Annotated in this window: 21 protein-coding genes; 9 read left to right on the top strand and 12 right to left on the bottom strand. The window is 73.5% G+C overall.

Annotation, left to right across the window (positions count from 1 at the left end):
- Nucleotides 1–19 precede the first annotated feature (19 nt).
- A complete protein-coding gene (locus OG357_RS31965) occupies nt 20–1,780 on the bottom strand; it encodes a hypothetical protein (RefSeq protein WP_329624434.1) in 1,761 nt (586 codons plus the stop codon).
- 123 nt (nt 1,781–1,903) lie between these two features.
- Here OG357_RS31965 and OG357_RS31960 point away from each other — a divergent pair, with 123 nt between their 5' ends.
- Nucleotides 1,904–3,106, top strand: coding sequence for an amino acid deaminase/aldolase (locus OG357_RS31960; RefSeq protein ID WP_329624433.1), 1,203 nt, complete (start codon nt 1,904–1,906; stop codon nt 3,104–3,106).
- A gap of 6 nt (nt 3,107–3,112) precedes the next feature.
- Here OG357_RS31960 and OG357_RS31955 read toward each other — a convergent pair whose 3' ends face one another.
- The 4 genes from OG357_RS31955 to OG357_RS31940 all read right to left on the bottom strand — a co-directional run bounded on the left by OG357_RS31955 (nt 3,113) and on the right by OG357_RS31940 (nt 8,039).
- A complete protein-coding gene (locus OG357_RS31955) occupies nt 3,113–4,366 on the bottom strand; it encodes an HAD family hydrolase (protein WP_329624432.1) in 1,254 nt (417 codons plus the stop codon).
- Between the two features lie 120 nt (nt 4,367–4,486).
- Nucleotides 4,487–5,275, bottom strand: a complete 789-nt coding sequence (locus OG357_RS31950) for a 3-oxoacyl-ACP reductase (protein ID WP_329624431.1) — start codon at nt 5,273–5,275, stop codon at nt 4,487–4,489.
- A gap of 5 nt (nt 5,276–5,280) precedes the next feature.
- Nucleotides 5,281–6,636, bottom strand: coding sequence for an aldehyde dehydrogenase family protein (locus OG357_RS31945; protein WP_329624430.1), 1,356 nt, complete (start codon nt 6,634–6,636; stop codon nt 5,281–5,283).
- Between the two features lie 38 nt (nt 6,637–6,674).
- Nucleotides 6,675–8,039 carry a glutamine synthetase family protein gene (locus OG357_RS31940; RefSeq protein WP_329624429.1) on the bottom strand — a complete coding sequence of 455 codons (1,365 nt, stop codon included), beginning with the start codon at nt 8,037–8,039 and terminating at the stop codon, nt 6,675–6,677.
- 90 nt (nt 8,040–8,129) lie between these two features.
- Between OG357_RS31940 and OG357_RS31935 the strand changes: the two genes are divergently transcribed.
- The 3 genes from OG357_RS31935 (at nt 8,130) to OG357_RS31925 (ending at nt 11,150) form a co-directional block, all read left to right on the top strand.
- The gene (locus OG357_RS31935) at nt 8,130–8,858 is read left to right on the top strand and encodes a FadR/GntR family transcriptional regulator (RefSeq protein WP_329624428.1); all 729 of its coding nucleotides are present in this window, start codon (nt 8,130–8,132) and stop codon (nt 8,856–8,858) included.
- A 111-nt stretch (nt 8,859–8,969) separates the two neighbouring features.
- The gene (gene eat, locus OG357_RS31930; protein ID WP_329624427.1) at nt 8,970–10,427 is read left to right on the top strand and encodes an ethanolamine permease; all 1,458 of its coding nucleotides are present in this window, start codon (nt 8,970–8,972) and stop codon (nt 10,425–10,427) included.
- Nucleotides 10,428–10,460: 33 nt separating this feature from the next.
- On the top strand, nt 10,461–11,150 hold the full coding sequence (locus OG357_RS31925; RefSeq protein WP_329624426.1) for a gamma-glutamyl-gamma-aminobutyrate hydrolase family protein: 690 nt from the start codon (nt 10,461–10,463) through the stop codon (nt 11,148–11,150).
- Between the two features lie 13 nt (nt 11,151–11,163).
- Here OG357_RS31925 and OG357_RS31920 read toward each other — a convergent pair whose 3' ends face one another.
- Together OG357_RS31920 and OG357_RS31915 are read right to left on the bottom strand one after the other, a co-directional pair.
- Complete coding sequence (locus OG357_RS31920; RefSeq protein ID WP_329624425.1) at nt 11,164–12,258, bottom strand: C45 family peptidase; 1,095 nt, start codon at nt 12,256–12,258, stop codon at nt 11,164–11,166.
- Complete coding sequence (locus OG357_RS31915; RefSeq protein ID WP_329624424.1) at nt 12,255–13,712, bottom strand: purine-cytosine permease family protein; 1,458 nt, start codon at nt 13,710–13,712, stop codon at nt 12,255–12,257. Before OG357_RS31915 ends, OG357_RS31920 begins: the two co-directional genes overlap by 4 nt.
- 101 nt (nt 13,713–13,813) lie before the next feature.
- Between OG357_RS31915 and OG357_RS31910 the strand changes: the two genes are divergently transcribed.
- The gene (locus OG357_RS31910; protein ID WP_329624423.1) at nt 13,814–14,509 is read left to right on the top strand and encodes a TetR/AcrR family transcriptional regulator; all 696 of its coding nucleotides are present in this window, start codon (nt 13,814–13,816) and stop codon (nt 14,507–14,509) included.
- 95 nt (nt 14,510–14,604) lie between these two features.
- Entirely contained in the window at nt 14,605–16,236 is a 1,632-nt protein-coding gene (locus tag OG357_RS31905; protein ID WP_329624422.1) for an amidohydrolase, read from the top strand.
- 16 nt (nt 16,237–16,252) lie between these two features.
- On the opposite strand, the gene OG357_RS31900 is transcribed toward OG357_RS31905, so the two are convergent.
- Nucleotides 16,253–17,215: a LysR family transcriptional regulator gene (locus OG357_RS31900; RefSeq protein ID WP_329624421.1), complete on the bottom strand. Its 963-nt coding sequence runs from the start codon at nt 17,213–17,215 to the stop codon at nt 16,253–16,255.
- Nucleotides 17,216–17,285: 70 nt separating this feature from the next.
- On the opposite strand from OG357_RS31900, the gene OG357_RS31895 reads away from it, so the two are divergent.
- On the top strand, nt 17,286–18,506 hold the full coding sequence (locus tag OG357_RS31895) for a TDT family transporter (RefSeq protein WP_329624420.1): 1,221 nt from the start codon (nt 17,286–17,288) through the stop codon (nt 18,504–18,506).
- On the opposite strand, the gene OG357_RS31890 is transcribed toward OG357_RS31895, so the two are convergent.
- The 4 genes from OG357_RS31890 to OG357_RS31875 all read right to left on the bottom strand — a co-directional run bounded on the left by OG357_RS31890 (nt 18,433) and on the right by OG357_RS31875 (nt 22,797).
- Nucleotides 18,433–19,188 carry a helical backbone metal receptor gene (locus OG357_RS31890; protein ID WP_329624419.1) on the bottom strand — a complete coding sequence of 252 codons (756 nt, stop codon included), beginning with the start codon at nt 19,186–19,188 and terminating at the stop codon, nt 18,433–18,435. The two genes, OG357_RS31895 and OG357_RS31890, sit on opposite strands and share 74 nt — an antisense overlap.
- Nucleotides 19,185–19,736: a helix-turn-helix domain-containing protein gene (locus OG357_RS31885; protein WP_329624418.1), complete on the bottom strand. Its 552-nt coding sequence runs from the start codon at nt 19,734–19,736 to the stop codon at nt 19,185–19,187. Before OG357_RS31885 ends, OG357_RS31890 begins: the two co-directional genes overlap by 4 nt.
- 189 nt (nt 19,737–19,925) lie before the next feature.
- Nucleotides 19,926–21,737, bottom strand: coding sequence for an ABC transporter permease/substrate binding protein (locus tag OG357_RS31880; protein ID WP_329624417.1), 1,812 nt, complete (start codon nt 21,735–21,737; stop codon nt 19,926–19,928).
- Nucleotides 21,730–22,797, bottom strand: coding sequence for a quaternary amine ABC transporter ATP-binding protein (locus OG357_RS31875; protein WP_329624416.1), 1,068 nt, complete (start codon nt 22,795–22,797; stop codon nt 21,730–21,732). The genes OG357_RS31880 and OG357_RS31875 overlap by 8 nt, the downstream gene beginning before the upstream one ends.
- A 431-nt stretch (nt 22,798–23,228) precedes the next feature.
- On the opposite strand from OG357_RS31875, the gene OG357_RS31870 reads away from it, so the two are divergent.
- Together OG357_RS31870 and OG357_RS31865 are read left to right on the top strand one after the other, a co-directional pair.
- The gene (locus OG357_RS31870) at nt 23,229–24,134 is read left to right on the top strand and encodes a 5'-3' exonuclease (RefSeq protein ID WP_329625757.1); all 906 of its coding nucleotides are present in this window, start codon (nt 23,229–23,231) and stop codon (nt 24,132–24,134) included.
- Between the two features lie 112 nt (nt 24,135–24,246).
- Nucleotides 24,247–25,083 carry a siderophore-interacting protein gene (locus OG357_RS31865; RefSeq protein WP_329624415.1) on the top strand — a complete coding sequence of 279 codons (837 nt, stop codon included), beginning with the start codon at nt 24,247–24,249 and terminating at the stop codon, nt 25,081–25,083.
- The last annotated feature ends 19 nt before the right edge of the window (nt 25,084–25,102 follow it).

Below are 25,102 nucleotides of genomic sequence, written 5' to 3'. Positions count from 1 at the left end.
CGGGGGCAGGTCGGGCGGGTCACCGGGCGTTCTCCTTCTCCTTGACGGTCGCGGCGACGGTCTTGCGCAGCAGCGCTTCGAAGCGGGCGGTGATGCCCTTGGCCTCGTGGCCGAGGCCGGACTGGGCGGTAGCGTCGGTACGGCCCCGGGCCATGGCCTGGTCGGCGGGGAGCGGGCGGTCGACGGCCCGGCCGTCGGCGAAGCCGGAGACGGCGGTGACGACGACGGGGAGGTCGGCGGGGGCACTCGCCCACCAGCTCGCGCGCTGCCGGGCGCCGAAGCGGGCCGCGACGGTGGAGGGCCCGGAGAGGGCCGGGGGGACGTCCGGGCCGAGGCGGGCGGTGAGGCCGCCCTGGCCGAGCGTGCGCTGCGCCTCGGCGTCGGCTCGGGTGAAGACCAGGCCGACGGTGATCACGCTGCTGGCGGTGGCGTCGGTGTACGTGGCACGCAGGACGCGCTCGCAGCCGAGCGGCGTGAGGGTGGCGAGCAGGCCCTTGGCCAGGACGACGGGCGAGCAGGGCGTGTCCGGGGCGACGACGATCCGGGTCCAGGTGCGTGCGGCGGCACCGGGGCCCGCGCCGGGGCCCGCGAGGGTGCGGGGGAAGAGGGTGTCCACGGGGGCGTTGTGCCAGAGGTCCTTCGCCTCGGTGTACCCGGCGGGTTCGGCGGGGCGCGCGGGGTCGGCGGAGGCCAGCCATATCCCGGCGAGGGCCCCGCCGATGAGTCCGACCCCGAGGACGACGCAGGCCGTGACCGCGACCACGCGCCCGGTGCGGCGCTCGCGTACGGGGCGCAGCCGGGTCGTGGTCTCGGCGGGCGCCTCGGGCGGCAGGGCGCCGGCGAGCCCGTATCCGTACGCGGTCACGGGCGCGGACACGGGCGCGGTCACGGGTCGCGTCGGGTGAGCCGTGCGCGGCGTGTCACGGATCGGCCGCAGCCGGGTGGTGGTCTCCACCGCCGGCAGGTCGCCCGCTCCGTTCGGCGACGCCCAGGCGCGGGCGGGCGCGGGCGCCTGACGGGGCGACAGCGGCGCGGAGGCGGAGTCGGCGGCAGGGCGCGGGGACGCGGATCCGCGCCGCGCCTCGGAGGTGTCCGGAACGTGGTGCGGAACCGAGGTCCGGCCGGACGGCCCGGGAGCCGAGGCGGCCGGAGGGACCGCCGGGCCGCCGGCGGCGGGCGGGGAGGCGGGGCGGGCGGGCACGGACGACGCCGGCGGGCTCGCCGGGCGCGGCTGCCGCAGGGCGCCGCCGGCCGTGGCCGATCGGAGCGCCTCGGGGGCGGCCGGGCGCTGAGGAGCCGTCGGCGGGGTGGCCGCGGGCGCGGGCGCCTCGGGGGCCGGGTGGGTCGGGGCGGGCGGGTACGCGGGCGCCCGGGTGACCGAAGTCGCGGGCGGCTCGGGAGCCGCCGGCACGGCCGACGCGGGGCGCGGCGGCGCCATCGGGGGCAGGGGTCTTCCAGCGGGCAGTGGGCTGCCCGGCGTTGCCGTGGGTCGCTCGGTTCCGACCTGGGCGGCCGGTGGCGCGAGGGGCGCGGGGGCCGGGGTGGTCCTCGGCGTGGAGTGCACCGGGGCGGCCGAGCGGGGCGGGGCTGTCGGGGGCGGCGGATCGCCGGCCGCCGTCGGGCGCTCGGAGAGGATCCGGGCACTCGACGCCGCGAGAGGTGCGGGGGGCTGCGGGGTACCGGAGCGCGCCGCCGCGGCCTCCGGGGCCGGGGGTGCGGGTGGGGTCGGGAGGAGGGCGTCGGTGATGCGGGACGTGGGACGTGGGTGTTCGGCAGTCATCCCCGTCCCCCTGCTCGTGTCGACAATGCCCGCCACTCTACGGGCTGTTCCCCGCCGTGGGGGAACCGGGCGGACCGGGGTCGGGGGCTACCCACCCGTATACCTGTCTGGCAAGCTCGGGCCATGACTCCCCGCGCCGCCGACCGGGCCCGATACGACCGTGCCACCGCTCACCTCGACGCGCCCGTGGCGATCGTCGACCTGGAGGCCTTCGACGACAACGCGGCGGATCTCGTCCGCCGGGCCGCCGGCAAGCCGATCCGCGTCGCGAGCAAGTCCGTGCGCTGCCGCGCGCTCCTGGAGCGGGTGCTCGCGCGGGACGGGTTCGCCGGGATCATGTCGTTCACGCTCGACGAGTCACTGTGGCTGGCGCGTGCCGGGTTCGACGACGTGCTGCTCGCGTACCCGTCGGCGGACCGCGCCGGCTTCGCCGAGCTCGCGCGGGATCCGAAGCTCGCCGCCACCGTGACGGTGATGGTCGACGACGTGGCCCAGCTCGATCTGATCGACGCCTCCCGCGCGGGCGGGGCGGAGGAGGTCCGGGTCTGTCTGGAGCTGGACACGGCGCTCCAGCTCCTCGGGGGGCGGGTACGGATCGGGGCGCGGCGCTCGCCGCTGCGCACCCCCGCCGAGCTGGCCGAGGTGGCCCGTTCCGTGGTGCGGCGCCCGGGCTTCCGGCTGGTCGGGATCATGGCGTACGAGGGGCACGTCGCCGGTGTCGGCGACGCGGTCGCGGGGCGGCCGCTGCGCTCGCGGGCGATCAGGCTGATGCAGTCCGCCGCCCGCCGGGAGCTGGCGGAGCGCCGGGCCGCCGTCGTCCGTGCGGTGAGGGCGGTGGCGCCGGACCTGGAGTTCGTGAACGGCGGCGGCACCGGGAGCGTGCAGCACACGGCCGCCGAGGACGCGGTGACGGAGATCGCCGCCGGTTCGGGGCTGTTCGTGCCGCGTCTCTTCGACAACTACACGTCCTTCAGCGGGCGTCCGGCCGCGCTGTTCGCGCAGCCCGTCGTCCGCCGCCCCGGTGTGGGCGTGGTGACGGTGCTGGGCGGCGGCTATCCGGCGTCCGGGGTGGCGGGCCCCGACCGGCTGCCCGTGCCGTATCTGCCGGAGGGCCTGCGGTACGACCCGCAGGAGGGTCCTGGCGAGGTCCAGACCCCGCTCCTCGGCTCGCCGGCCGACGACCTGCGGATCGGCGACAAGGTGTGGTTCCGGCACGCGAAGGCCGGCGAGCTGTGCGAGCGGTTCGAGAGCCTCCGGCTGGTGGAGGGCGACCGGATCACGGCCACCGTGCCGACCTACCGGGGGGAAGGGCGGACCTTCCTCTAGAGGCTGCTAGAAGACCGTGTCCCGCTGGTCCGGGATCACGGTGCCGTCCGGGCGGCGGACCGGTTCCGCCGTGCCGTCGCCCGCCGTGTAGCCCGTCGTGGCGCAGGGGTACGGGCCGGCCTTCTGTCGCTTCGGCTCGATGAACATGGGGTTGACGATCCAGCGGCCGTCGCCGTTCTCGTACGCCCGGCACATGAGTTCGTTCTTGTTGCGGTTGAGGACCAGCCGCAGGCCGGTGGCGTCCCGCAGGAACGAGATGTCCGTGTCGGAGTCCCCGGCGGCGAAGACCTGCCGCCGTGAGGCCGGCTGGACGCGCTCGGCGGCGGGGCCGCGCACACCGAGGATCTCCTGGTTGATCCAGCAGCGTTTGCCGTCGATGTAGGTGATCATCTCGTCCTCCCCGTCCCGGACGGTGCCGCAGCCCTTGAGGTGGGCGGTGAGCCGGCCGTGCTCGGTGGTGTTGCGGATGCCGAGGGTGTGGGAGGGGTCGACGCCCACGCCCTTCGCCCAGACGTCGACGACCGGTTCGGGCGAGGCGGAGACGACCCAGACGTCGAAGCCCGCGGCCTTGAGCGTACGGATGAGGTCGCGCTGCTGGTCGTAGTAGCGGACCCAGCCGGTGACCTGGGCCGTGCCGACCTGCTGGGTGGCGCCCTGCGGCGCGGCGAGGTTCTCGGCGCGGGCGGCGGCGGCGAAGGACTCGACCTGGCGGGTGGTCCAGCCGCGCAGGAGCTGGGCCAGCCAGGCGTACTGGGGTTCCATGCGGCGGTGGTCGTAGCCCGCGAAAGCCCCCTCGCCCCTTGTGGTGGCGCCTTCGCCGTACACGGCGAGGAGTTCGTCGGCGCAGCGGGTGTCGGTGGCCGTGGGGAGGGTGCGTACGCCGGTGGGACACGCCTCGCCGAGGGCGGCGGCGGCCTCGGGGGTGAGGTGGCGGCTGGTGGTGGACCAGTCGCCGTTCCGGGGCGGGCGTATGCGGTCGTTGCGGAGGAGCCAGTAGAAGGTGGCGTCGCCGACGTCGTTCTTGATGACGGTGTTGTCCCAGTCGAAGACCGCGACGGGCTTCTTTCCTCTGTCGTCGCAGTGGTCGGCGATCAGCGCGTCGATGCGCGCCTTGTTGTCGCCGTACCAGCCCTCGGAGACCTTCAGAGCGGGGCATCCGGCGGGCTTGGCCTCGGCGTGGGTGGCGGAGGCGAGGCCAGTCGTCGCGAGGGCGAGGGCGGCGGCGGCCGCGGACGTACGGAGACGGAGTCGGTGGTTCATGATCGCTCTCCTGTCGGGACGGTGATCGGGACGGTGGTCGGGACTGTTCCGGACGCGGAACAGCCGGGCGCCTTGCGACGCCCGGCTGCCGGGTGGGGGGATGTGGGGGATGCGTTGCGCCTAGAGCGGGGTCACGTACGCGCCCGAGATTCCACCGTCGACGAGGAAGTCGCTGGCGTTGACGAAGGAGGAGTCGTCGCTCGCGAGGAACGCCACGGCGGCGGCGATCTCCTCGGCCTCGGCGAAGCGCCCGACCGGGATGTGCACGAGGCGGCGCGCGGCCCGCTCCGGGTCCTTGGCGAACAGCTCCCGGAGGAGGGGCGTGTTGACCGGTCCGGGGCAGAGCGCGTTGACCCGGATGCCCTCGCGGGCGAACTGGACGCCCAGCTCGCGGGACATGGCGAGGACGCCGCCCTTGGACGCCGTGTACGAGATCTGGCTGGTGGCCGCGCCCATGATCGCGACGAAGGAGGCGGTGTTGATGATGGAGCCCCTGCCCTGGCGGCGCATGTAGGGGAGGGCGGCCTTGCAGCACAGGAAGACGGAGGTGAGGTTGACGTCCTGGACGCGCTTCCAGGCCTCCAGGCCCGTCTCCAGGATGGAGTCGTCGTCGGGCGGCGAGATGCCGGCGTTGTTGAAGGCGATGTCGACGGATCCGTAGGTCTCGAAGGCGGTGCGGAACAGCGCCTCGACCTCCTCCGGGTCGGTGACGTCGACCTTCACGAAGGTGCCGCCGACGGCCTCGGCAGCGGCCTTGCCGGCCACCTCGTCGATGTCGCCGCAGACGACGTTCGCGCCCTCGGAGGCGAGCCGCCGGGCGGTGGCGAGTCCGATGCCGCTGCCGGCTCCGGTGATGACGGCGGTACGGCCGACCAGGCGGCGGCAGATGATCTCTTCGGTGCTGGTCATGGTGGTCAGGCCTCCGTGCTGATGAAGACGTTCTTGGTTTCGGTGAAGGCGGTCAGGGCGTCGGGGCCCAGTTCGCGGCCGAGGCCGGACTGCCGGTAGCCGCCGAACGGGGTCCAGTAGCGGACGCTGGAGTGGGAGTTGACGGAGAGGTTGCCGGCCCGGACGGCGCGGGACGCGCGCAGGGCGCGGCCGACGTCCCGGGTCCAGATCGAGCCGGAGAGGCCGTACTCGGTGGCGTTGGCGAGCCGGATCGCGTCGGCCTCGTCGTCGAAGGGCAGGACGACGGCGACCGGGCCGAAGATCTCCTCGACGGAGCAGGGGGCGTCCTCGGGTACGTCGGTGAGGACGGTCGGCGGGAACCAGAAGCCGGGGCCTTCGGGGGCCTTGCCGCGGATGCCCTGGAGGTCCTCGGTGACGTACGAGCGGACGCGGTCGAGCTGGGCGCGGGAGATGAGCGGGCCCATCTGCGTGCGCTCGTCGAGCGGGTCGCCGACGACGATCTCCTCGATCGCGGGGGTGAGGAGTTCCAGGAAGCGGTCGTACGCGCTCCGCTGCACGAGGATGCGGGTGCGGGCGCAGCAGTCCTGGCCGCTGTTGTCGAGGAAGGCCATCGGCGCCGCCGCGGCCGCCGCTTCGATGTCCGCGTCGGCGAAGACGATGTTGGGGCTCTTGCCGCCGAGTTCGAGGGTGAGCCGCTTCACCTGGTCGGCGCACTTGGCCATGATCGATTTTCCGACCCTGGTGGAGCCGGTGAAGACGATCTTCGCGATGCCGGGGTGCTCGACGAGGGCGTTGCCCGCGACCGGTCCCGTGCCGGGGAGGACCTGGAAGAGGCCTTCGGGCAGGCCTGCCTCCAGGGCGAGCTCGGCGAGGCGGAGCGCGGTGAGGGGGGTGGTCTCGGCGGGCTTGAGGACGACCGCGTTGCCGGCGGCGAGGGCGGGTGCGGTGGCCCAGGCGGCGATCGGCATGGGGAAGTTCCACGGAGCGATGACGCCGACGACCCCGAGGGGTTCGAGGATCGTGACGTCGAGTCCGCCGGCCACCGGGATCTGGCGTCCGTTGAGGCGCTCCACTCCCCCGGCGGCGAAGTCGAGCAGGTCGCGGACGTTGCCGGCCTCCCAGCGGGCGTTGCCGATGGTGTGCCCGGCCTCGGTGACCTCCAGCCGGGCGAGTTCCTCGGTGTGCGCGTCGACGACGGCGGCGAAGCGGCGGAGGAGCCGGGCGCGGTCGGCGGGCGCGGCGGCGGCCCAGCCGCGCTGGGCGGCGGTGGCCCGTGCGACGGCGGCGTCGACCTCGGCCGGGGTGGCGGCGGGGACGGTGGCGACCAGCTCCTCCGTCGCCGGGTTCAGTACCTGGAGCAACTCGTTCCTCTCTCTTGTCACAAGTGCCGGTCAGCCGGTCAGAGGCGTTCGAAGGAGCGGCGCAGCTCCCAGTCGGTCACCGCGGCGTCGAAGGCGTCGAGTTCGACGCGGGCCATGTTGCGGTAGTGGGCGACGACCTCGGCGCCGAAGGCGGCCTTGGCGATCTCGCTGGTCTCCCAGAGTTCGGCGGCCTCGCGCAGCGTGGTGGGGACGTGCGCGTACTCGCCGGTGTAGGCGTTCCCGGTGCAGGGCTCCGGGAGTTCGAGCTTCTGCTCGATCCCGTACAGGCCGGCGGCGACCAGGCCCGCGACGGCGAGGTAGGGGTTGACGTCGCCGCCGGGGAGGCGGTTCTCGAAGCGGGTGGAGCGGCCGTGGCCGACGACCCGGAGCGAGCAGGTGCGGTTGTCGTGGCCCCAGGCGACGGCGGTGGGCGCGAAGGAGCCGGGCTGGAACCGTTTGTAGGAGTTGATGTTGGGGGCGTAGAGCAGGGAGAAGTCGCGGAGGGCGGCGAGCTGTCCGGCGAGGAAGTGCCGCATCGTCTCGGACATGCCGTGCCGGTCGTCCCCGGCCATCACGTTCTCTCCGCCGGCGTTCTGGAGGGAGAGGTGGATGTGGCAGGAGTTGCCCTCGCGCTCGTTGTACTTCGCCATGAAGGTGAGCGAGTAGCCCTCCTGGGAGGCGATCTCCTTGGCGCCCGTCTTGTAGACGGCGTGCCGGTCGCAGGTGACGAGGGCCTCGTCGTACTTGAAGGCGATCTCGTGCTGGCCGGGGTTGCACTCGCCCTTGGCGGACTCGACGGTGAGTCCGGCGGCGGTCATCTCGTTGCGGATGCGGCGCAGGAGGGGTTCGATGCGACCGGTACCGAGGACGGAGTAGTCGATGTTGTACTGGTTGGCGGGGGTGAGGCCGCGGTAGTTCGCGTCCCAGGCCTGCTCGTAGCTGTCGTTGAAGACGATGAACTCGAGCTCGGTGCCGACGTGGGCGGTGAAGCCGTGCTCGGCGAGGCGCTCCAGCTGGCGGCGGAGGATCTGGCGGGGGGCCGCGACGACCGGGCTGCCGTCGGCCCAGGCGAGGTCGGCCGTCACCATGGCGGTGGCCTCGTTCCAGGGGAGGTGGCGGAGGGTGGCGAGGTCGGGGTGCATCGCGAAGTCGCCGTAGCCGCGGTCCCAGGAGGACATCTCGTAGCCCTCGACGGTGTTCATCTCGGTGTCGACGGCCAGAAGATAGTTGCAGCCCTCGGTGCCGTGGCCGAGGACGTCGTCCAGGAAGAACTGTGCGGCGAACCGCTTGCCCTGGAGCCGTCCCTGCATGTCGGGGAAGGCCAGGACGACGGTGTCGATCTCACCGCTCGCGACGAGGGCGCGCAGCTCCTCGACGGTGAGCGGGGGTGTGCGGTCTGCCACGGGATTGCTCCTCCTTCGGCCTGCCGGGAGCCATAAGGTATTGCCGAAGACCATTGCTTGGGAAGTCCTGGAGAAAGGGAAACGAGGAACGTGGCCAGTACGAGTGAACCGGCGGACCGGCTGACGCCCGTGCTGCGGCCGGTACGGGCGGGCAACGGCTTCGAGGAGGCGCTGCAGCAGATCCTCCAGGTGGTACGGCTCGGTCTCGTGCCGGGCGGGGAGCGGCTGCCCGCCGAGCGGGAGCTGGCCGAGCGGATGGGGATCAGCCGGGTGACGCTGCGCGAGGTCCTCAAGGTCCTCCAGGAGCAGGGCCTCGTCGAGAGCCGGCGCGGCCGGTACGGCGGGACGTTCGTGCTGCCCCGCGTCCAGACCGCCGACGAGGACGAGCTGCGCCGCCGGATCGCCTCGGTCGACATGGAGGACACCCTGCGCTTCCGTGAGGTCCTGGAGGTGGGGGCCGCCGGGCTCTGCGCGGCCCACGGGCTCGACGCGGCGGGCGCCGAGCGGCTGCGGGCCGCCGTGGCGGCGACCCATGACGCCCCCTTGGCCGAATACCGCCGCCAGGACACCCTGCTCCACCTGACGCTCGCCGAGCTCTCCGGCTCGCCGACGCTGACCGCCCAGTACGCCGCCGTCCGGGCGACGGTGAACGACCTCCTCGACTGCATCCCCCTGCTCGTACGCAATCTGGAGCACTCGCAGCACCAGCACACCGCGCTGGTGGAGGCGGTCCTCGACGGGGACGCGGACGCGGCGCGCGAGGTGATGCGCGAGCACTGCGCGGGCACGGCGGCGCTGCTGCGGGGTTTCCTGACGTAGGGAAAGGGCACGCGTAACCCGAAAGTAACGCACGGGGGTTGCGCATCCCGCACGGCGCCGCAAAGGTATGGCTCCAATCCATTGGGCCCGTTGCGGGGAGCTGACGCTGCCATGACGCTCGAAGAAACGACCGGGAACGCCTCCGGCGGCACCACCCCACCGAAGGACGACTACCTGGAGCGCCGCGCGCTGCGCCGCGGCAGCGCCGGCTGGCTGCTGCTCACCGGCCTCGGCGTCGCCTACGTCGTCTCCGGGGACTTCTCCGGCTGGAACATCGGCCTGTCGAAGGGCGGCTTCGGCGGACTCGCCATCGCCACCGTCCTCATGGGCGCGATGTACGCCTGTCTGGTCTTCGCACTCGCCGAGCTCTCCGCCATCCTGCCCACGGCGGGCGGCGGCTACGGCTTCGCCCGGCGGGCGCTCGGCACCTGGGGCGGGTTCCTCACCGGCACCGCGATCCTCATCGAGTACGTCCTCGCCCCCGCCGCGATCTCCATCTTCATCGGCGACTACGTCGAGTCGCTCGGCCTCTTCGGCCTGGAGTCCGGCTGGCCGGTCTACCTCGTCTGCTTCGCGCTCTTCATCGGCATCCACCTGTGGGGCGTGGGCGAGGCGCTGCGGTTCAGCCTGATCGTCACGGCCATCGCGGTCGCGGCGCTCGTCGTCTTCGCGCTCGGCGCGTTCACCGACTTCCACGTCGACGGCCTGAACGACATCCCGGTCGACGGCGAGGCCTTCGGGTCGAACTCCTGGCTGCCCTTCGGACTGCTCGGGATCTGGGCCGCGTTCCCCTTCGGCATGTGGTTCTTCCTCGGGGTGGAGGGCGTGCCGCTCGCCGCCGAGGAGGCGAAGGACCCGGTGCGGTCGATGCCGAGGGCGCTCGCGATCTCGATGGGGATCCTGGTGCTCCTCGCCGTCGTGACCTTCCTCGCCGCCACCGGCGCGCGCGGCTCGGCCGCCGTCCAGGAGGCCGGGAACCCGCTCGTCGTGGCGCTCCAGGGCGGCGGGGAGCCGACGGCGCTCAGCCGCTTCGTGAACTACGCGGGCCTCGCGGGCCTGGTCGCCTCCTTCTTCTCCCTCATCTACGCCGGATCACGCCAGCTGTTCGCCCTCTCCCGGGCCGGCTACCTGCCCCGTTTCCTCTCCCTCACCAGCCGCCGCAAGTCGCCGTACCTGGGGCTGCTCATCCCGGGCGCGATCGGCTTCGCCCTCGCCGCCGGCACCGGCAACGGGGCGCGGATGCTGAACATCGCGGTCTTCGGCGCCACCATCTCGTACGCCCTCATGGCGCTCTCGCACATCGTGCTGCGGCGCCGCGAGCCCGGCCTGCACCGGCCGTACCGGACGCCCGGCGGAATCGTCACCTCGTCCGTCGCCTTCGTCCTGGCCCTCTCGGCGCTCGTCGCGACCTTCCTGGTGGACCGGACGGCGGCGTTCATGGCGCTCGGGGTGTACGTGATCGCTCTCGCCTACTTCGCGTTCTACAGTCGGCACCATCTGGTGGCCGGCGCGCCGGAGGAGGAGTTCGCGGCGCTCGCCGCGGCCGAGGCCGAGCTCGCACGCGACTGATTCACCGACACTCAGCAGCTCTGGAGGACGCACGTGTCCAAGCCGCTCATCGGCGTGACCACCTATCTGGACCAGGCCCGCTGGGGGGTGTGGGACATGCAGGCCGCGCTGCTCCCCGCGCCGTACCCGCGGCTCGTCCGGGAGAGCGGGGGGCTCGCCGTGATGCTGCCGCCGGATGAGCCGACCGCCGCGGCGGAGGTCGTGGCCCGGCTCGACGGGCTGGTCGTCGCGGGCGGGGCGGACGTCGAGCCCGTACGGTACGGGGCCGAGCCCGACCCCCGTACCGGCCCGCCGGCCCGCGCCCGGGACTCCTGGGAACTGGCCCTGATCGACGCGGCCCTGGCCTCCGGCACGCCGCTCCTCGGGATCTGCCGTGGGATGCAGCTGCTGAACGTGGCCCTCGGCGGGACGCTGGTCCAGCACCTGGACGGGCATGTGGAGGCGGTCGGGGTGATCGGCCGGCATGCGGTCAAGCCGGTGCCGCACACGCGGTACGCGTCCCTGGTGCCCGAGCTGACCGAGGTCCCGACCTACCACCACCAGGCCGTGGACCGGCTGGGTGCGGGGCTCACGGTCTCGGCCCACGCCGAGGACGGCACGGTGGAGGCGGTGGAACTGGCCGCCCCCGTCTGGGCCCTCGGCGTGCAGTGGCATCCGGAGATGGGCGAGGACCTGCGCGTGATGCGGGGGCTCGTCGAGGCGGCGGGGGCGGCCCGGCGGTAACCGGGTCGTTCGTTCAGCGGGTGGGCGCCGTGAGCGGCGTCCAGCTCGCGGGGCTCGCCGTGCACGGCCCGCCGTCGTGCACCAGGAGGCGCCGCTCCGCCGGGTCGACCGCGACCGTGGCCAGCGTCGCCCACCTGCCGCCGAGGGTCCCCTCGGCGGGGGCGTGGCAGCAGACCTCGGCGCCGTCGTCCCCGTGCGCGGTGAGCAGGTCCACGAGCGTGTCGGTACCGAGCGGGCCGGTGTGTTCGCGGATGCGGGCGGTGAGCAGCCGGTGGCGGTCGTACGTCTCCGGCTCCCGGCGCCCGCGCAGTTCGCCGGCGGCGAGGGCCGGATCGAGGAAGTGGTTCGTGCGGACCAGCCAGCCCCGGTCGTCCGGGGTGACGATCGCCGAGCCGCCCGGGGCGAGTTCGACAGAAGCGGCGCGGTCCGCCGTCACCACGGTGATGACCGTGGAGGCCGAGACCGGTGCGGCCGTGAGCAGAGCGACCGCCTCCTCGAACGAACCGGCCGCGCCGAGCACCTGACGGGCCACAAGGTGGACCGGGACGCCGGTGGCGGCGTCGCCGGTGTGGCCGAGGATGTTGAAGAGCACGCCCACACCGGCGTCGTTGACGCCGATCTTTGCGAGGATGCCGTGCTCGGTGATCCCCGCGAAGCCGCGGACGTCGCCGGTCACGGTCTGGAGGTGCCAGGCGTCGGCCAGCTCCTGGTGCCAGTCCCAGCACTGCCCGCCCGCGCTCCCGGCGCCGTCGGTACGGACGAGGGTGGAGCACTCCCCCGCCCTCGGCGCACCGGCCTCGGCGAGGATCTCGGTGCGCGCGTTGAGCGCGGCGATCGTCCAGAACGGCATCCCTGCGCCCTCGGCGACTCCCTCCATCTCCTCGACGAGCTCGGGCGCCCAGGACCGGGTCGCGTCGACGGTACGGCGGGCGAGGGCGGGGACGTCGAGGTCCTGGGCGCTTCTCGACGCGCCCGCGGCGACGGTCGCGAAGAGTTCCTCGTAGACCCTCCACGCGCGCGTGATGCCCTCGCGGGCCTGCCGGCCCCGGTCCTCGCCCCGGCGCCTCGGCGAGTCCCCGCCGATCCGGAGGTGGGTACGGGCATTCACGCGCGCGCCCGGGCGGCACGCACGGTGGAGTCGTTCCGCATCAGGAGGGCGTAGAGGGCCGCGGCGACGGTCATGCCGACGGGGAGGGAGAGGTCCAGGCCGCCCAGGGCCGCGGCGACGGGGCCCGTGTAGAGGGTGTCCACGCAGAGGGCCGCCGAGGTGACGCCCGCCGTGAGGGCGAGCGCGCCCGCGAGGTTGACGCCGCCGGTGTACCAGAAGGGGCCGCGAGGGGTCTCGTCGGAGAGCGCGGGGCCGTCGTAGCGGCACCGGCGCAGCACGATGTCGGTCGCGTAGACGGCCATCAGGGGGCCGCTCAGGACCACGATCAGCTGGAGGGCGTTGCTGACGGTGTCGAGGAAGTCGGAGACGAGCAGCCCGTAGAGGGTCAGGGCCACGGCGACGGCGCCGTCGAAGAGGACGCTGACGGTACGGCGGATGCGGAGGCCGACGGCCTGGAGGGCGAGACCGGCGCTGTACGCGGTCAGGGCGTTGATGGAGATCGTGCCGAGGACGAGGGCGAGCAGGAAGACGGGGGTGAACCAGCCGGGCAGGATCGTCTGGAGGGCGTTCTGCGGGTCGCCCATGTCGACGGCGGTCGCGGCGAACGCGCCGAGCGAACAGACGACGACGCTGGGCAGGAAGGCGCCGAGGGCGGTCCAGCCGACGATCGCCTTCTTCGAGGCCGTGCGGGGCAGGTAGCGGGAGAAGTCGGCGCTCGTGGTGTACGAGAGCGGGCCCGAGGCGATCATCGTGGTGCCCGCGATGAGGAGGGCCCAGAGCGAGGTGCCGCCGAGCCGTTCGGCGGGGGCGTACGAGAAGTCGGCGTGGCGCAGGACGGCGAACGCGACGACGGCGAAGGCCGCGGTCAGGGCGAGGGTGATCGGCAGGTACAGCTTGATGATCAGGGCGTGGCCGTAGACGCTGATGGCCAGGGTGAGCGCGGCGATGACCACGATGACGGCCACCTTGACGGGGGTGTTCGCCGTGATGCCGGTCTTCTCGACGAGCGCGAAGGCGGCGGTCGCCGCGGCGGCGAGGTTGAGGGCGAAGTAGCAGACGGAGACGAGCCAGCCGCCGACCGCGTTGTTCACACGGTTGCCGAGGACGCCGTAGACGGCCCGGGTGATCACCTCGCTGGGCGCGCCGGCGGCCGGTCCCGAGGTGGCGAGGAGTCCGGTGAGCAGCCAGAAGAGGTTGCCGACGACGATCACGGCGACGGCCTGCCAGAGCGTCAGGCCCATGAGTACGAGGGCTCCGCCGATGACGAGGCTGAGGTAGTTGACGTTGGCCGCGGCCCACACGGAGAAGAGCTCGCGGGGGTGCCCGTGGCGTTCGCCGTCGGGGATGTGATCGATGCCGTGGGCCTCGATGCGGCCGGGCCTGTCGGCGGCGGCCGACGGGGTGACCTCGACGCCCTGGGAGCGGGGGATCGGGTCGGGGATCGTGGAAGCCATGCGGCCCTCCGGGTGCGGGTGGTGCCCACCAGGCGACCGTTCGGTGTCCACCTGGTTGCCCCTGGTTGCTTATTGGTCGCACACTCAATAGCATCCGGGGTATGTCGTCAAGCGTTCAGCGCAAGCGCGTTCGGAAATCCCCGGAAGCCCGGCGGGCGGAGATCGTGGAGACCGCGGCCCGGGTCGCCCTGACCGAGGGCCTGGAGTGCGTCACCCTGCGGCGGATCGCCGATGAGCTCGCCGTACGGCCCGGTCTGATCAGCCACTACTTCCCCTCGGCGGAGGATCTGGTGGGCGAGGCCTTCAGCGTCGCCTCCACGGGCGAGCTCGACGCGCTGCTGCCCGCGGACCGGCCGCACGGGACGCCCACGCAGTACCTCGCGCGCTACTTCGCCCTCTCGGCGGGAGAGGCGTACGACGACATCAGCCGTCTCTGGATCAACGCCCGCCACCTGAGCCGCTACCGGCCCGTCCTGCGCGACCGGGTCGCCGAGCAGGAGCTCGCCTCCGACGACCGGCTCGAAACACTCATCCGCGAGGGCGTCGCGCGGGGCGAGTTCCGCACGGACGACCCGCGGACGGCGGCCATCCAGATCCTGGTGGTGCTCGACGGCCTGGGCGCCCACGCCAACACCGACCGGAGCAACCGGCCCGAGGCCGTGACGCGGATGGCCGTCACGACGGCGGAGCGGGAACTCGGCCTGGCGCACGGCGCCCTGACCGACGTACCGCCGCTCGCGGAGCCGGCCGAGCCCGTCGAACCCGATGAGCCCGCTTCCGCGGCCCCTCCCCGCTGACCCCCGCCCCACCGGATTTACCGGGCTCACCGGCCCCGCAGCCACCCCCGCATCCCGCACCCTCCGTACCGCCCCCTCCTCCCCTGGAGCCACCCGTGCGCACCACCCGACTCGCCCTGCTCTCCGCCCGACTGCTCGACCCCGGCACGGGGGCGTTCCTGCCGCAGTCCGCGCTCGCCGTCTCCGGCGACGGCCGGATCTCCGCCCTGGGCGACGACCGTGAGATCCGCGCCCTCGCCGGTCCCGACACCACCGTCGTCGACCTCAAGGGCGCCGTCGTCACGCCCGGTCTCGTGGACGGCCACGTCCACCCGGTCACCGGCGCCGAACTGACCGGCGGCCTCGACCTGTCGCACTGCGCCGGCCTCGACGACGTACGGGAGGCGCTCGCCCGGGAAGTCCGCCGCCTCGCCCGCGGCGAGTGGCTGTTCGCCTGGGGGCTCGACCCGAACGTCTTCGGCGACCGCCCCGTCGGGATCGCCCCCTTCGACTCCGTACTCGACGGGGTGCCCGCCTTCCTGCTGCTCTTCGACGCCCACTCGGCGCTGGCCAGCCGCCGGGCGCTCGAACTCGCCGGGGTCGACGGGCCGCGTACGTTCGCGCAGGGCTCCGCCGAGGTCGTCTGCGACGCGGACGGCCGCCCGACCGGGCTGCTCCTGGAGGACGCGGCCTGCGAGCTGGTCGAGCGGATCGCCCCGCAGCCGACGCGCGAGGAGCGCCGGGAGGGGCTCGCCGCCGCCCTGCGGTCGATGGCGGCGGCCGGTCTGACCGGCGGCCACGTCATGGACGCCAACGGCGAGAGCCTCGCGCTGTACGGGGAGCTCGACGCCGCCGGCGAGCTGCCGCTGCGGCTGCGCGTCGCGCCCTGGTGCCAGCCCGGCACCGACGCGGACGGGGTACGCGCCCTGATCGAGCAGCAGGGCACGGGCGGCGCGCTGTGGCGGGTCGCGGGCGTGAAGCTCTTCATGGACGGGACCATCGACAACGGCACCGCGTGGCTGGAGCGGCCCGACTGCCACGGCGAGTCAACGGCCGCGTTCTGGCCGGATCCCGCCGCGTACACGCACATCGTCGGGGAACTGCACCGGGCGGGCGTGGCCACCGCGACGCACGCGATCGGGGACGCGGCCGTACGGCACGTCCTCGACTCCGTAGAGAAGGCCCAGGCCGCCGACACGGTCCGGGTACGCCACCGGGTGGAGCACATCGAGACGGTGCCGGACGACACGCTGCGCCGCTTCGCCGAGCTCGGGGTCGTCGCGTCCATGCAGCCCACCCACTGCTGCGACTTCACCCGCGCCGACCACACCGACAACTGGTCGCGCCGCCTCGGCGAGGAGCGGGCCTCGCGCGCCTGGCGCTGCCGCGACCTGCTGGACTCCGGGGCGACCGTCGTCCTCGGCTCCGACTGGCCCATCGCGCCGTTCCCGCCGCTCGGTGTGCTGGCCGGGGCCCGGCACCGCCGCCCGAGCCGCGACCTCGGCCAGGCGCCGCACGGGCCCGAGCAGGCGCTGACGGCGCTGGAGGCGCTGCGGGGCATGACGACGGGACCGGCGTACGCGGCGGGCGAGGAGCACGAGGCGGGCCGGCTCGCCCTCGGCCACCGCGCCGACCTCGCGGTCTTCGCGGACAGCCCGGTCACCACGGCGGCGACCGAGCTCCCGGACCTGCCGGTCCTCCTCACGGTCCTGGACGGCCGGATCACCCACCGCGCGGCGGGCGTCTGACGCTTCCGGCTCCGTCTCAGCCCGTCGGGCGGGCGCGCGTCAGGGAGAGCAGGTCGCGGGCCGGACCCGTCGGGCGGTGTCCGGCGGGCCAGACCGCGCGCAGGTCGCGGCGGAGCAGGACGCCCTCGACGGGGATGGCGACCAGGCGGCGGGAGGCCAGTTCCTCGGTGATGGCGAGTTCGCTGAGGACGGCCGGGCCCGCGCCGCTGACGACGGCGGCCTTCACGGCCGTCGTGGAGGCGAGTTCGAGGAGCGGCTCGGCGAGACCGCCGTGGCCGGCGAGCGCCGCGTCCAGGACCTGCCGGGTGCCCGAGCCGCGCTCCCGCAGGATCAGCGGGGTCGCGGCCAGTTCCGCCGGGTCCAGGGGGCCGCGGCGCCGGGCCCAGGGATGCGAGGGCGCGGCGACGAGCGCGAGCCGGTCGTGCGCGACGACGACCCCGTCGAGGCCGTCCGGCACGGCGAGCCCCTCCACGAAGCCGACGTCGGCGTCGCCCGCGAAGAGCCGTTGCGCGACCGCCGCGGAGTTCCCCGCCTGGAGCGACACGGCCGTGTCGGGGCGCTCGGCGCGCAGCGCGATCAGCCAGCCCGGCAGCAGGTACTCGGCGATGGTCATGGACGCGGCCACCCGCAGCCGCGAGTCGCGTCGCCCGCGCAGGGCCTGGGCGCCCGCGTCGAAGGCCTCCGCGGCCTCGACGATCCGCCGCGCCCAGTCCGTCACGAGCGCGCCCGCGTCGGTGAGCCGCGAACCGCGCGGCGAGCGGTCGACGAGGGCCACCCCGAGCTGCCGCTCCATCGAGCGGATCCGGCTGCTCGCGGCGGGCTGGGTGATCCCGACCTCGCGGGCGGCCGCGCCGAGGCTGCCGTGCCGGGCGACGGCGATGAGGAGTTCGAGCGCGCCGAGATCCGGCACCCGGTGGGACAGGTGCGGCCTCGGCTCGTCGCCCTGTGTCCCGTGCCGCCCCGCCATCTCCCTGCTCATAAACCCAGCTTATGACGTCATAGTCACAAGATCCCTGGTGGGTGCGGTGAAAGGGGGCGACGGTGGGGTCATGGCAAGCCTCGCAACACCCCGCTCGGCCCCTCGTCCGGCCTCCCGCGCCACCACCCCCGGCGCGCACCCCGCCACCACCACGGGCACCACAGCCGCCCAGGCCACCACAGCCTCCCCGGCCCGTTCCGTCCGTCACCTCGGACCCAACTGGTACGCCTCCGTCATGGGGACCGCCATCGTCGCCAACGCGGGCGCGGCCCTCCCCGTGGACGTCCCCGGCCTCCGTACCGTCTGCGCGGCGGTCTGGGCGCTGTCGCTCGCGATGCTGCTCACCCTCGTCTCCGCCCGCGCGCTGCACTGGATCCACCACCGCGACCAGGCCCGGGCCCATCTCCTGGACCCCGCGATGGCGCCGTTCTACGGCTGCCTCTCGATGGCGCTGCTCGCCGTGGGCGGCGGCGCGATGATCGTGGGCCAGGACTGGATCGGGCTCCCCGCGGCCCTGGCGCTCGACACGGTCCTGTTCACCGCCGGCACGGTGATCGGTCTCGCGGCGGCCGTGGCCGTCCCGTACCTCATGGTGGTGCACCACCGGATCGAGAGCGCGTCCCCGGTGTGGCTGCTGCCGGTCGTCGCCCCCATGGTCTCCGCCGCGCTCGGCCCGCTGCTCGTGCCGCACCTGCCCGCCGGGCAGGCCCAGCAGACGCTCCTCATCGCCTGCTACGCGATGTTCGGGATCAGCCTGCTCGCCACCCTGGTCATGCTGCCCCTGGTCTTCGGCCGGCTCGTGACCGGTGGCCCGCTGCCTCTCGCGCTCACCCCCACGCTCTTCCTCGTCCTCGGCCCGCTGGGCCAGTCGACGACCGCCGCGAACAAGTTCGCCGACGTGGCCCCGGGCGTGCTGCCCGCCCCGTACGCGCACGGCTTCGCCGCCTTCGCCGTCCTCTACGGGGTGCCCGTGATGGGCTTCGCGCTGCTGTGGCTGGCGCTCGCCGGGGCGATGGTGCTGCGGGCGCGGCGGCGGGGCATGGGCTTCGCGATGACGTTCTGGGCGTTCACCTTCCCGGTCGGGACCTGCGTGACCGGCTCCGAAGGCCTCGCCCAGCACACCGGTCTCGACGTCTTCCGGTGGCTCGCCGTCGCGCTGTACGTGTTCCTCGTGGCGGCCTGGCTGGTGGCCGGCTTCCACACCGTGCGCGGGCTGCTCAGCGGCGCGCTGCTCGCAGGGCCCGGGACAGCGCCTGCGGCGCCTGTGTCAGCGACGGCCCGTACCAGGTGAGCAGGCGCCCGTCGACGAGGGCGGCGGCGGTCCCGGGGAAGGCCTCGGGGCCGTCGTCCGGCGTGAAGCGGTAGGGCTCGTCGGGCAGGACGACGAGGTCGGGGGCGGTGGCTCGGAGCTCGTCGATCGGGATCCGCGGATAGCGCTCGGGATGGTCTTCGTACGCGTTGCGGACGCCGAGGCGGGCGAGCAGGTCGCCGGCGAAGGTGTCGCTGCCGAGGACCATCCAGGGCCGGCGCCAGATCGGGACGACGGCGGTGAGCGGCCTTCCGTCCGGCGCGGGCTCCAGGGGCGTCACGGACTCCCAGGCCGCCTCGGCCTCGTCCAGCCAGCGCGGCCGGCGCGGCGCGCCGCAGGCGGCGAGGACCCGCTCCAGCTCGCGCAGGCCCTGGTCGAGGGTGCGGATCTCGGTGACGAGGACGTCGAGCCCGGCGGCCCGCAGGGCGGCGAGGTCCGGGGCGCGGTTCTCCTCCTCGTTGGCGAGGACGACATCGGGCCGGAGCGCGGTGATCGCGACGACGTCGGGGTTCTTGGTGCCGCCGATCCGTACGACGTCGAGGCCGGCGGGATGACTGCACCACTCCGTCGCACCGACGAGGACACCGGGTGCGGAGACGGCGACCGCCTCCGTGAGGGAGGGGACGAGGGAGACGACTCTCGGTCCGACGCCGGCGGTCCTCACTCCTCCTCGACCTCGACGTGGTCGGCGACGGCGACGACGAGGAGGCGGGTGCCGGGCTCGGTGGCGCGCCAGCGGTGCCGTACGCCTCCGGAGAGGTAGAGCGTGTCGCCGCGGCCGAGGCGGTGGGCGCGGCCCTCGGCCTCGACCTCGGCGGCGCCGTCGGCGACGTACAGCAACTCGTCGTTGCGGTGCTGGAATTCACGGCCCGCGTCCTGCTCGCCGGTGAACTCCAGGGCGTGCAGCTGGTGGCGGCCACGGACGAGGCGGCGGACTCCGTCGGGGAGCGTCGCGGACCGCTCGTCCGCCCGTACGACGTCGACGGTGCGGGAGGCTTCGGCGACGGCGAGGAGCTCTCCCGCGGTGGTCTCCAGGGCCTCGGCGACGAGTTCGAGGGAGCGGCGGCTGGGCCGGGCGCGCTCGTTCTCGACCTGGCTGAGGAAGGGGACGGAGAGGCCGCTGCGGGAGGCGACGACGGCCAGGGTGAGCTGGAGCGCTCTGCGGCGCCTCTTGACGGCCGCGCCCACGCGGGGTGATTCCTTCTCGTCCATGTCGGCTCCCTCCCTCTGTCCTGGTGTGCCTCGTCGCGTCGCGTTCCCCTCGGACCGCGTACCGGTCGGTTACCTGAACCTTACGCAGCTTTGGCTCCGGGTTTCGCGTCGTGACGAAAAGGGGTGGTCGCCGAACACGCTCGGCGACCACCCCTTTTCGGACAGGAACGAATCCCGGTCCACCGGGTGCTACTGCGGGGCGAGCTTCTCCGCGAGGCCGGGGTTGCGGTCCAGCCAGACGCGGACGGCCTGCTGTTCCTTGCCCTTGCCGGTCTCCTGGATGACGGCTTCGAGGTCCGTGAGCTGCTTCTCGGTGAGCTCGAAGTTCTTCAGCCAGGCGCCGACCTCGGGGTTCTCGGCGGCGAAGCCCTTGCGGGCGAGGGTGTGGACGCCGTCGCCCTTGCCCCAGGTGCCCTTGGGGTCGGTGAGCTTCTTCAGGTCGTGGGCGGAGTAGGCCCAGTGCGGGGACCAGAGGGTGACGACGACGGGTTCCTTGCGCTCGTACGCGCGCTTCAGCTCGGCCAGCATGCCGGGCGTGGAGCCGTCGACGACCTTGTACTCGCCCTCCAGGCCGTACTCCTTGAGCACCTTGTCCTTGAGGATGCCCATCATGCCGGCGCTGGGCTCGATGCCGATGATCCGGCCCTTGAACTGTCCCGCCTTGCCCTTGAGGTCGGCGAGCGAGTCGACGCCCTTCACGTACGAGGGGACGGCGAGCTCCAGGGAGGTGGGGCCGTACCAGGAGCCGAGGTCTTCGAGCTTGTTCTTGTACTTCTCCCAGTACTGGGCGTGGGTGACGGGGAGCCAGGAGTCGGTCTGGAAGTCGAGCTGCCCGCCGGCCAGGCCGGTGTAGAGGGCGCCGGCCTCCAGCTGCTTGGTGTCGACCTCGTAGCCGCGGCGCTCCAGGAGCTCCTTCCAGAGGTACGTGGAGGCGATGCCCTCGTCCCAGGGGATGTAGCCGATGGTGATCTTCTTGCCGTGGCCGCTGTTCTTGCCGGCGGCGGTGGAGGTCGCGCCGCCGGAGCCGCCGAGGAAGCCCATGCCACCGGCCACGAGGGCGAGGACGACGACGCCGACGAGGGCGGCGACGGGCTGCGGGCGGTGGGCCCAGATCTTCGCCCCGGGCCGCTTCGCGCTCAGCGCGGCGCGGGCCTTGGCGGCGGCGCGGCGGCCCAGCGGGGAGACCTGGCGGCCGAGGGCGCCGGTCATCCGGTCCAGGTACATGGCGAGCACGACGATGGAGACGCCGGCCTCGAAGCCGAGGCCGATGTCGACATTGCCGATGGCGCGGTAGACCGCGCCGCCGAGGCCGCCGCCGCCGACCATGCCCGCGATGACGACCATGGACAGGCCGAGCATGATGACCTGGTTGACGCCCGCCATGATCGTCGGCAGGGCGAGCGGGAGCTGCACGCGCAGGAGGGTGTCGCGCGGGGTGGTGCCGAAGGCCTCGGCGGCCTCGACGAGTTCGCCGTCGACCTGGCGGATGCCGAGCTCGGTCATCCGGACGCCCGGGGGCAGCGCGAAGACGATGGTGGCGATGATGCCGGGGACGACTCCGACGCCGAAGAAGATGATGCCGGGGATGAGGTAGACCATCGCCGGCATGGTCTGCATGAAGTCGAGGACGGGGCGCAGCACGGCGCTGACCGTCGTGGAGCGGGCCGCCCAGATGCCGAGCGGGACGGCGATCACCAGGGTGACGAGGGTGGCGACGAGGACGAGGGAGAGCGTCGCCATGGCCTCGTCCCACAGCTGCACCGAGTCGACGAGCGCGAAGCCCGCGAAGGCGAGGACACCGGCGGCGAGGCCGCGCAGCCACCAGGCGACGACGGCGAGGATGCCGGCGAAGAGCAGCGGCTGCGGTGCGGACAGGACGGCGTCGATGCCGTCGTAGAGGCCGGTGACGCCGGTGCTGACGGCGTCGAAGAGCCAGGAGAACTGGGCCTGGAGCCAGTCGACGGAGCTGTCGACCCACTCGCCGAGGGGGAGCCTAGGCACGGGCGGTCACCTCCTGCTCCTCGATGTCCTTCGCGGCGAGGCCGCCCATGACGCCGAGGAGGCGTTCGGTCGGTACGACGCCGAGGACGGTGCCGTCGGAGTCCTGGACGGTCACGGGGTGCGGGGCCAGGGCGGCGACGGCGCACAGGTCGGCGACGAGGGTGTCGGGTCCGACGGGCCGGCAGGCGCACCCCTCTGGGCAGTCGGCAGGGACGGCGCCCCCGGCCATGACGGCGGCGGCGGTGAGCACGCGGGAGCGGTCGACGTCCTGGATGAAGGAGGCGACGTAGTCGTCGGCGGGGCGGACGAGGATGTCCTCGGCGGTGCCGAGCTGCACGATCCGGCCGTCGCGCATGACGGCGATCCGGTCGCCGATGCGCATGGCCTCGTTGAGGTCGTGGGTGATGAAGACGATGGTCTTGTTCAGCCGCTGCTGGAGCACGAGGAGCTGGTCCTGCATGTCGCGGCGGATGAGCGGGTCGAGCGCGCTGAAGGACTCGTCCATGAGGAGCAGGTCGGCGTCGGTGGCGAGGGCGCGGGCGAGGCCGACGCGCTGCTGCATGCCACCGGAGAGCTCGTCGGGCCAGGACTTCTCCCAGCCGGCGAGTCCGCACAGTTCGAGGGCCTCGGCGGCGCGGGTCTCGCGCGCGGCGCGCGGGATGCCCTGGACCTCCAGGCCGTAGGCGGCGTTCTCCAGGACGTTCCGGTGCGGGAAGAGCGCGAAGTGCTGGAAGACCATGCTGATCTTGGTGGCCCGGACGGCGCGCAGCTCGCGGGGGGAGAGTGCGGTGAGGTCGCGGCCGTCGAAGAGGACCCGGCCGGCGGTGGGTTCGAGCAGGCCGTTGAGCATGCGGAGGAGGGTGGACTTCCCGGAGCCGGACAGGCCCATCACGACGAAGATCTGACCGGGTTCGACGACGAAGCCGGCGTCGACGACGGCGGCCGTCGTCCCTTCGGCGCGCAGTTCGTCGCGGTCGGCGCCGTCGGCGAGGCGCCGGACGGCTTCGTCGGGTCGTCTGCCGAACACCTTGTACAGATGATCGGCCTGGAGCCTGGACACATAAACCTCACGGGTAGCAATGAGAACGGCCCTGCCACCCCCGCGCGGCCGGGCCGTGGAGCGGTGCGGGATCCGCCCGCGACCCGTCGCGTACGGGGATTCCGTTGTTGAATCCCGTACCGGGTTCCGCTCCGGGCTCGCGCCTGCCCGGCTTCACAGGGTGCAAACGCAAAGGTGACGGGGGTCACGTGCGGGCCTGGCATTGGGGCCCGGGAACGCTTGCACAGGGGCTCGGGAGCGCTCGCGCTGAGACTCGGGAACGTTCGCCTCCGGGACCGGCGAGTGAGCCGAAGGGGCGCGGCCGGGGGAACGGTCCCGAGCGCGCGGAGGCCCCGACGGAGGAGGGGTCGAGCACGGTCGGGGCCGTGAGCCCGGCTGGAGCGCCCCGGAGGCGAACCGAGCCTAAGATCGGCCGGGTGACGCGACGCCTGATGCTCCTCGACACCGCAAGCCTCTACTTCCGCGCCTACTTCGGTGTGCCGGACTCGGTCCGGGCCCCCGACGGCACGCCCGTGAACGCCGTCCGCGGCCTTCTCGACTTCATCACCCGGCTCGTCCAGGACCACCGCCCCGACGACCTGGTGGCCTGCTGGGACGAGGACTGGCGGCCGCAGTGGCGGGTGGACCTGATCCCCTCGTACAAGGCGCACCGGGTGGCGGCCGAGACGGAGACCGGCCCGGACGAGGAGGAGATCCCGGACACGCTCTCCCCGCAGGTGCCGGTGATCGAGGAGGTCCTCGCGGCGCTCGGCATCGCCCGGATCGGGTCCGCGGGGTACGAGGCGGACGACGTCATCGGGACGCTGGCGGGACGCGCCGCCGGGCCGGTGGACATCGTCACGGGTGACCGGGACCTGTTCCAGCTGGTGGACGACGCGCGCGCGGTGCGCGTGCTGTACCCGCGCAAGGGCGTCGGCGACTGCGACCTGGTGGACGACGAACTGATCCGTACGAAGTACGGCGTGCGCCCCGACCAGTACGCGGACTTCGCGGCGCTGCGCGGCGACGCGAGCGACGGGCTGCCCGGGGTGAAGGGCATCGGCGAGAAGACGGCCACGCAGCTGATCACGGAGTACGGGGATCTGGCCGGGGTGCGGGCGGCGGCCGAGGACCGGACGTCGAAGCTGACGCCGGCCAAGCGGCGCGGCATCGTGGAGGCGGCCGCGTATCTGGACGTGGCACCGACGGTGGTGCGGGTCGCCGGGGACGTACCGCTGCCGGAGTTCGACGCGGCCCTGCCGTCGGAGCCCCGCGATCCGGCGGCGCTGGACGCGCTGGTGAAGCGCTGGGGTCTGGGCGGGGCGGTGGGGCGCCTGCTGCCGGTGCTCGCCCGCTGATCGTCTTGATCCACCCCACTCCGCGCTGATCCGCGCTGATCCGCCCTGGGCGGCATCACACCGGGGTGCTAGCTTAGGCATACCTAAGTTCGTCGAGTCAGGAGAGCCCCTCGTGGCAGAGCAGCCGGCCCGCAAGACACCGAAGGCCACCGAAGCGCGCGTGGTGCGCACCGAGCGGATCACCCCGCACATGGTGCGGGTCGTCCTGGGAGGCCCCGGTCTCGAAGCCTTCGAGGTCGGCGAGTACACCGACCACTACGTGAAGCTGCTGTTCGCCCCCGAGGGGGTCGCCTACCCCGAGCCGTTCGACATGGAGCGGATCCGGGAGGAGTTCCCCCGGGAGCAGTGGCCGACGACGCGGACGTACACGGTACGGGCCTGGGACCCGGTCCACCGCGAGCTGACCGTCGACTTCGTGGTCCACGGCGACGAGGGCCTCGCGGGCCCCTGGGCGGCGCGGGCCCAGCCGGGCGAGACCGTGCGCTTCCTCGGCCCGGGCGGCGGCTACGCGCCGGACCCGGCGGCGGACTGGCACCTGCTCGCGGGCGACGAGAGCGCGCTGCCGGCAATCGCGGTGGCGCTGGAGCGGCTGCCGGCGGGGGCGCGGGTGCACGCCTTCGTGGAGGTCTCGGACGCCGCGGAGGAGCAGAAGTTCGCGACGGCCGCGGGCGTGGACGTCACCTGGCTGCACCGGGGCGACCGTCCGGCGGGCGCCGCCGTCGTCGAGGCCGTGCGGGCCCTTGAATTCCCGGCGGGCGACGTCCACGCGTTCGTCCACGGCGAGGCGGGCTTCGTGAAGGACCTCCGCCGCCACCTGCGGATGGAGCGCGGGGTGACGCGCGAGCGCCTGTCGATCTCGGGGTACTGGCGCCTGGGGAAGACGGACGAGGCCTGGCGCGCGATCAAGCGCGAGTGGAACGACCAGGTGGAGCGCGAGCAGGAGAAGTGAGCCGCTGAGTGCGTGCGAG

The organism is Streptomyces sp. NBC_01255, assembly GCF_036226445.1.
Taxonomy (GTDB): Bacteria; Actinomycetota; Actinomycetes; order Streptomycetales; family Streptomycetaceae; genus Streptomyces.
Note: the sequence above shows the minus strand (reverse complement) of the source record. Positions and strands in the feature narration are given on the sequence as shown.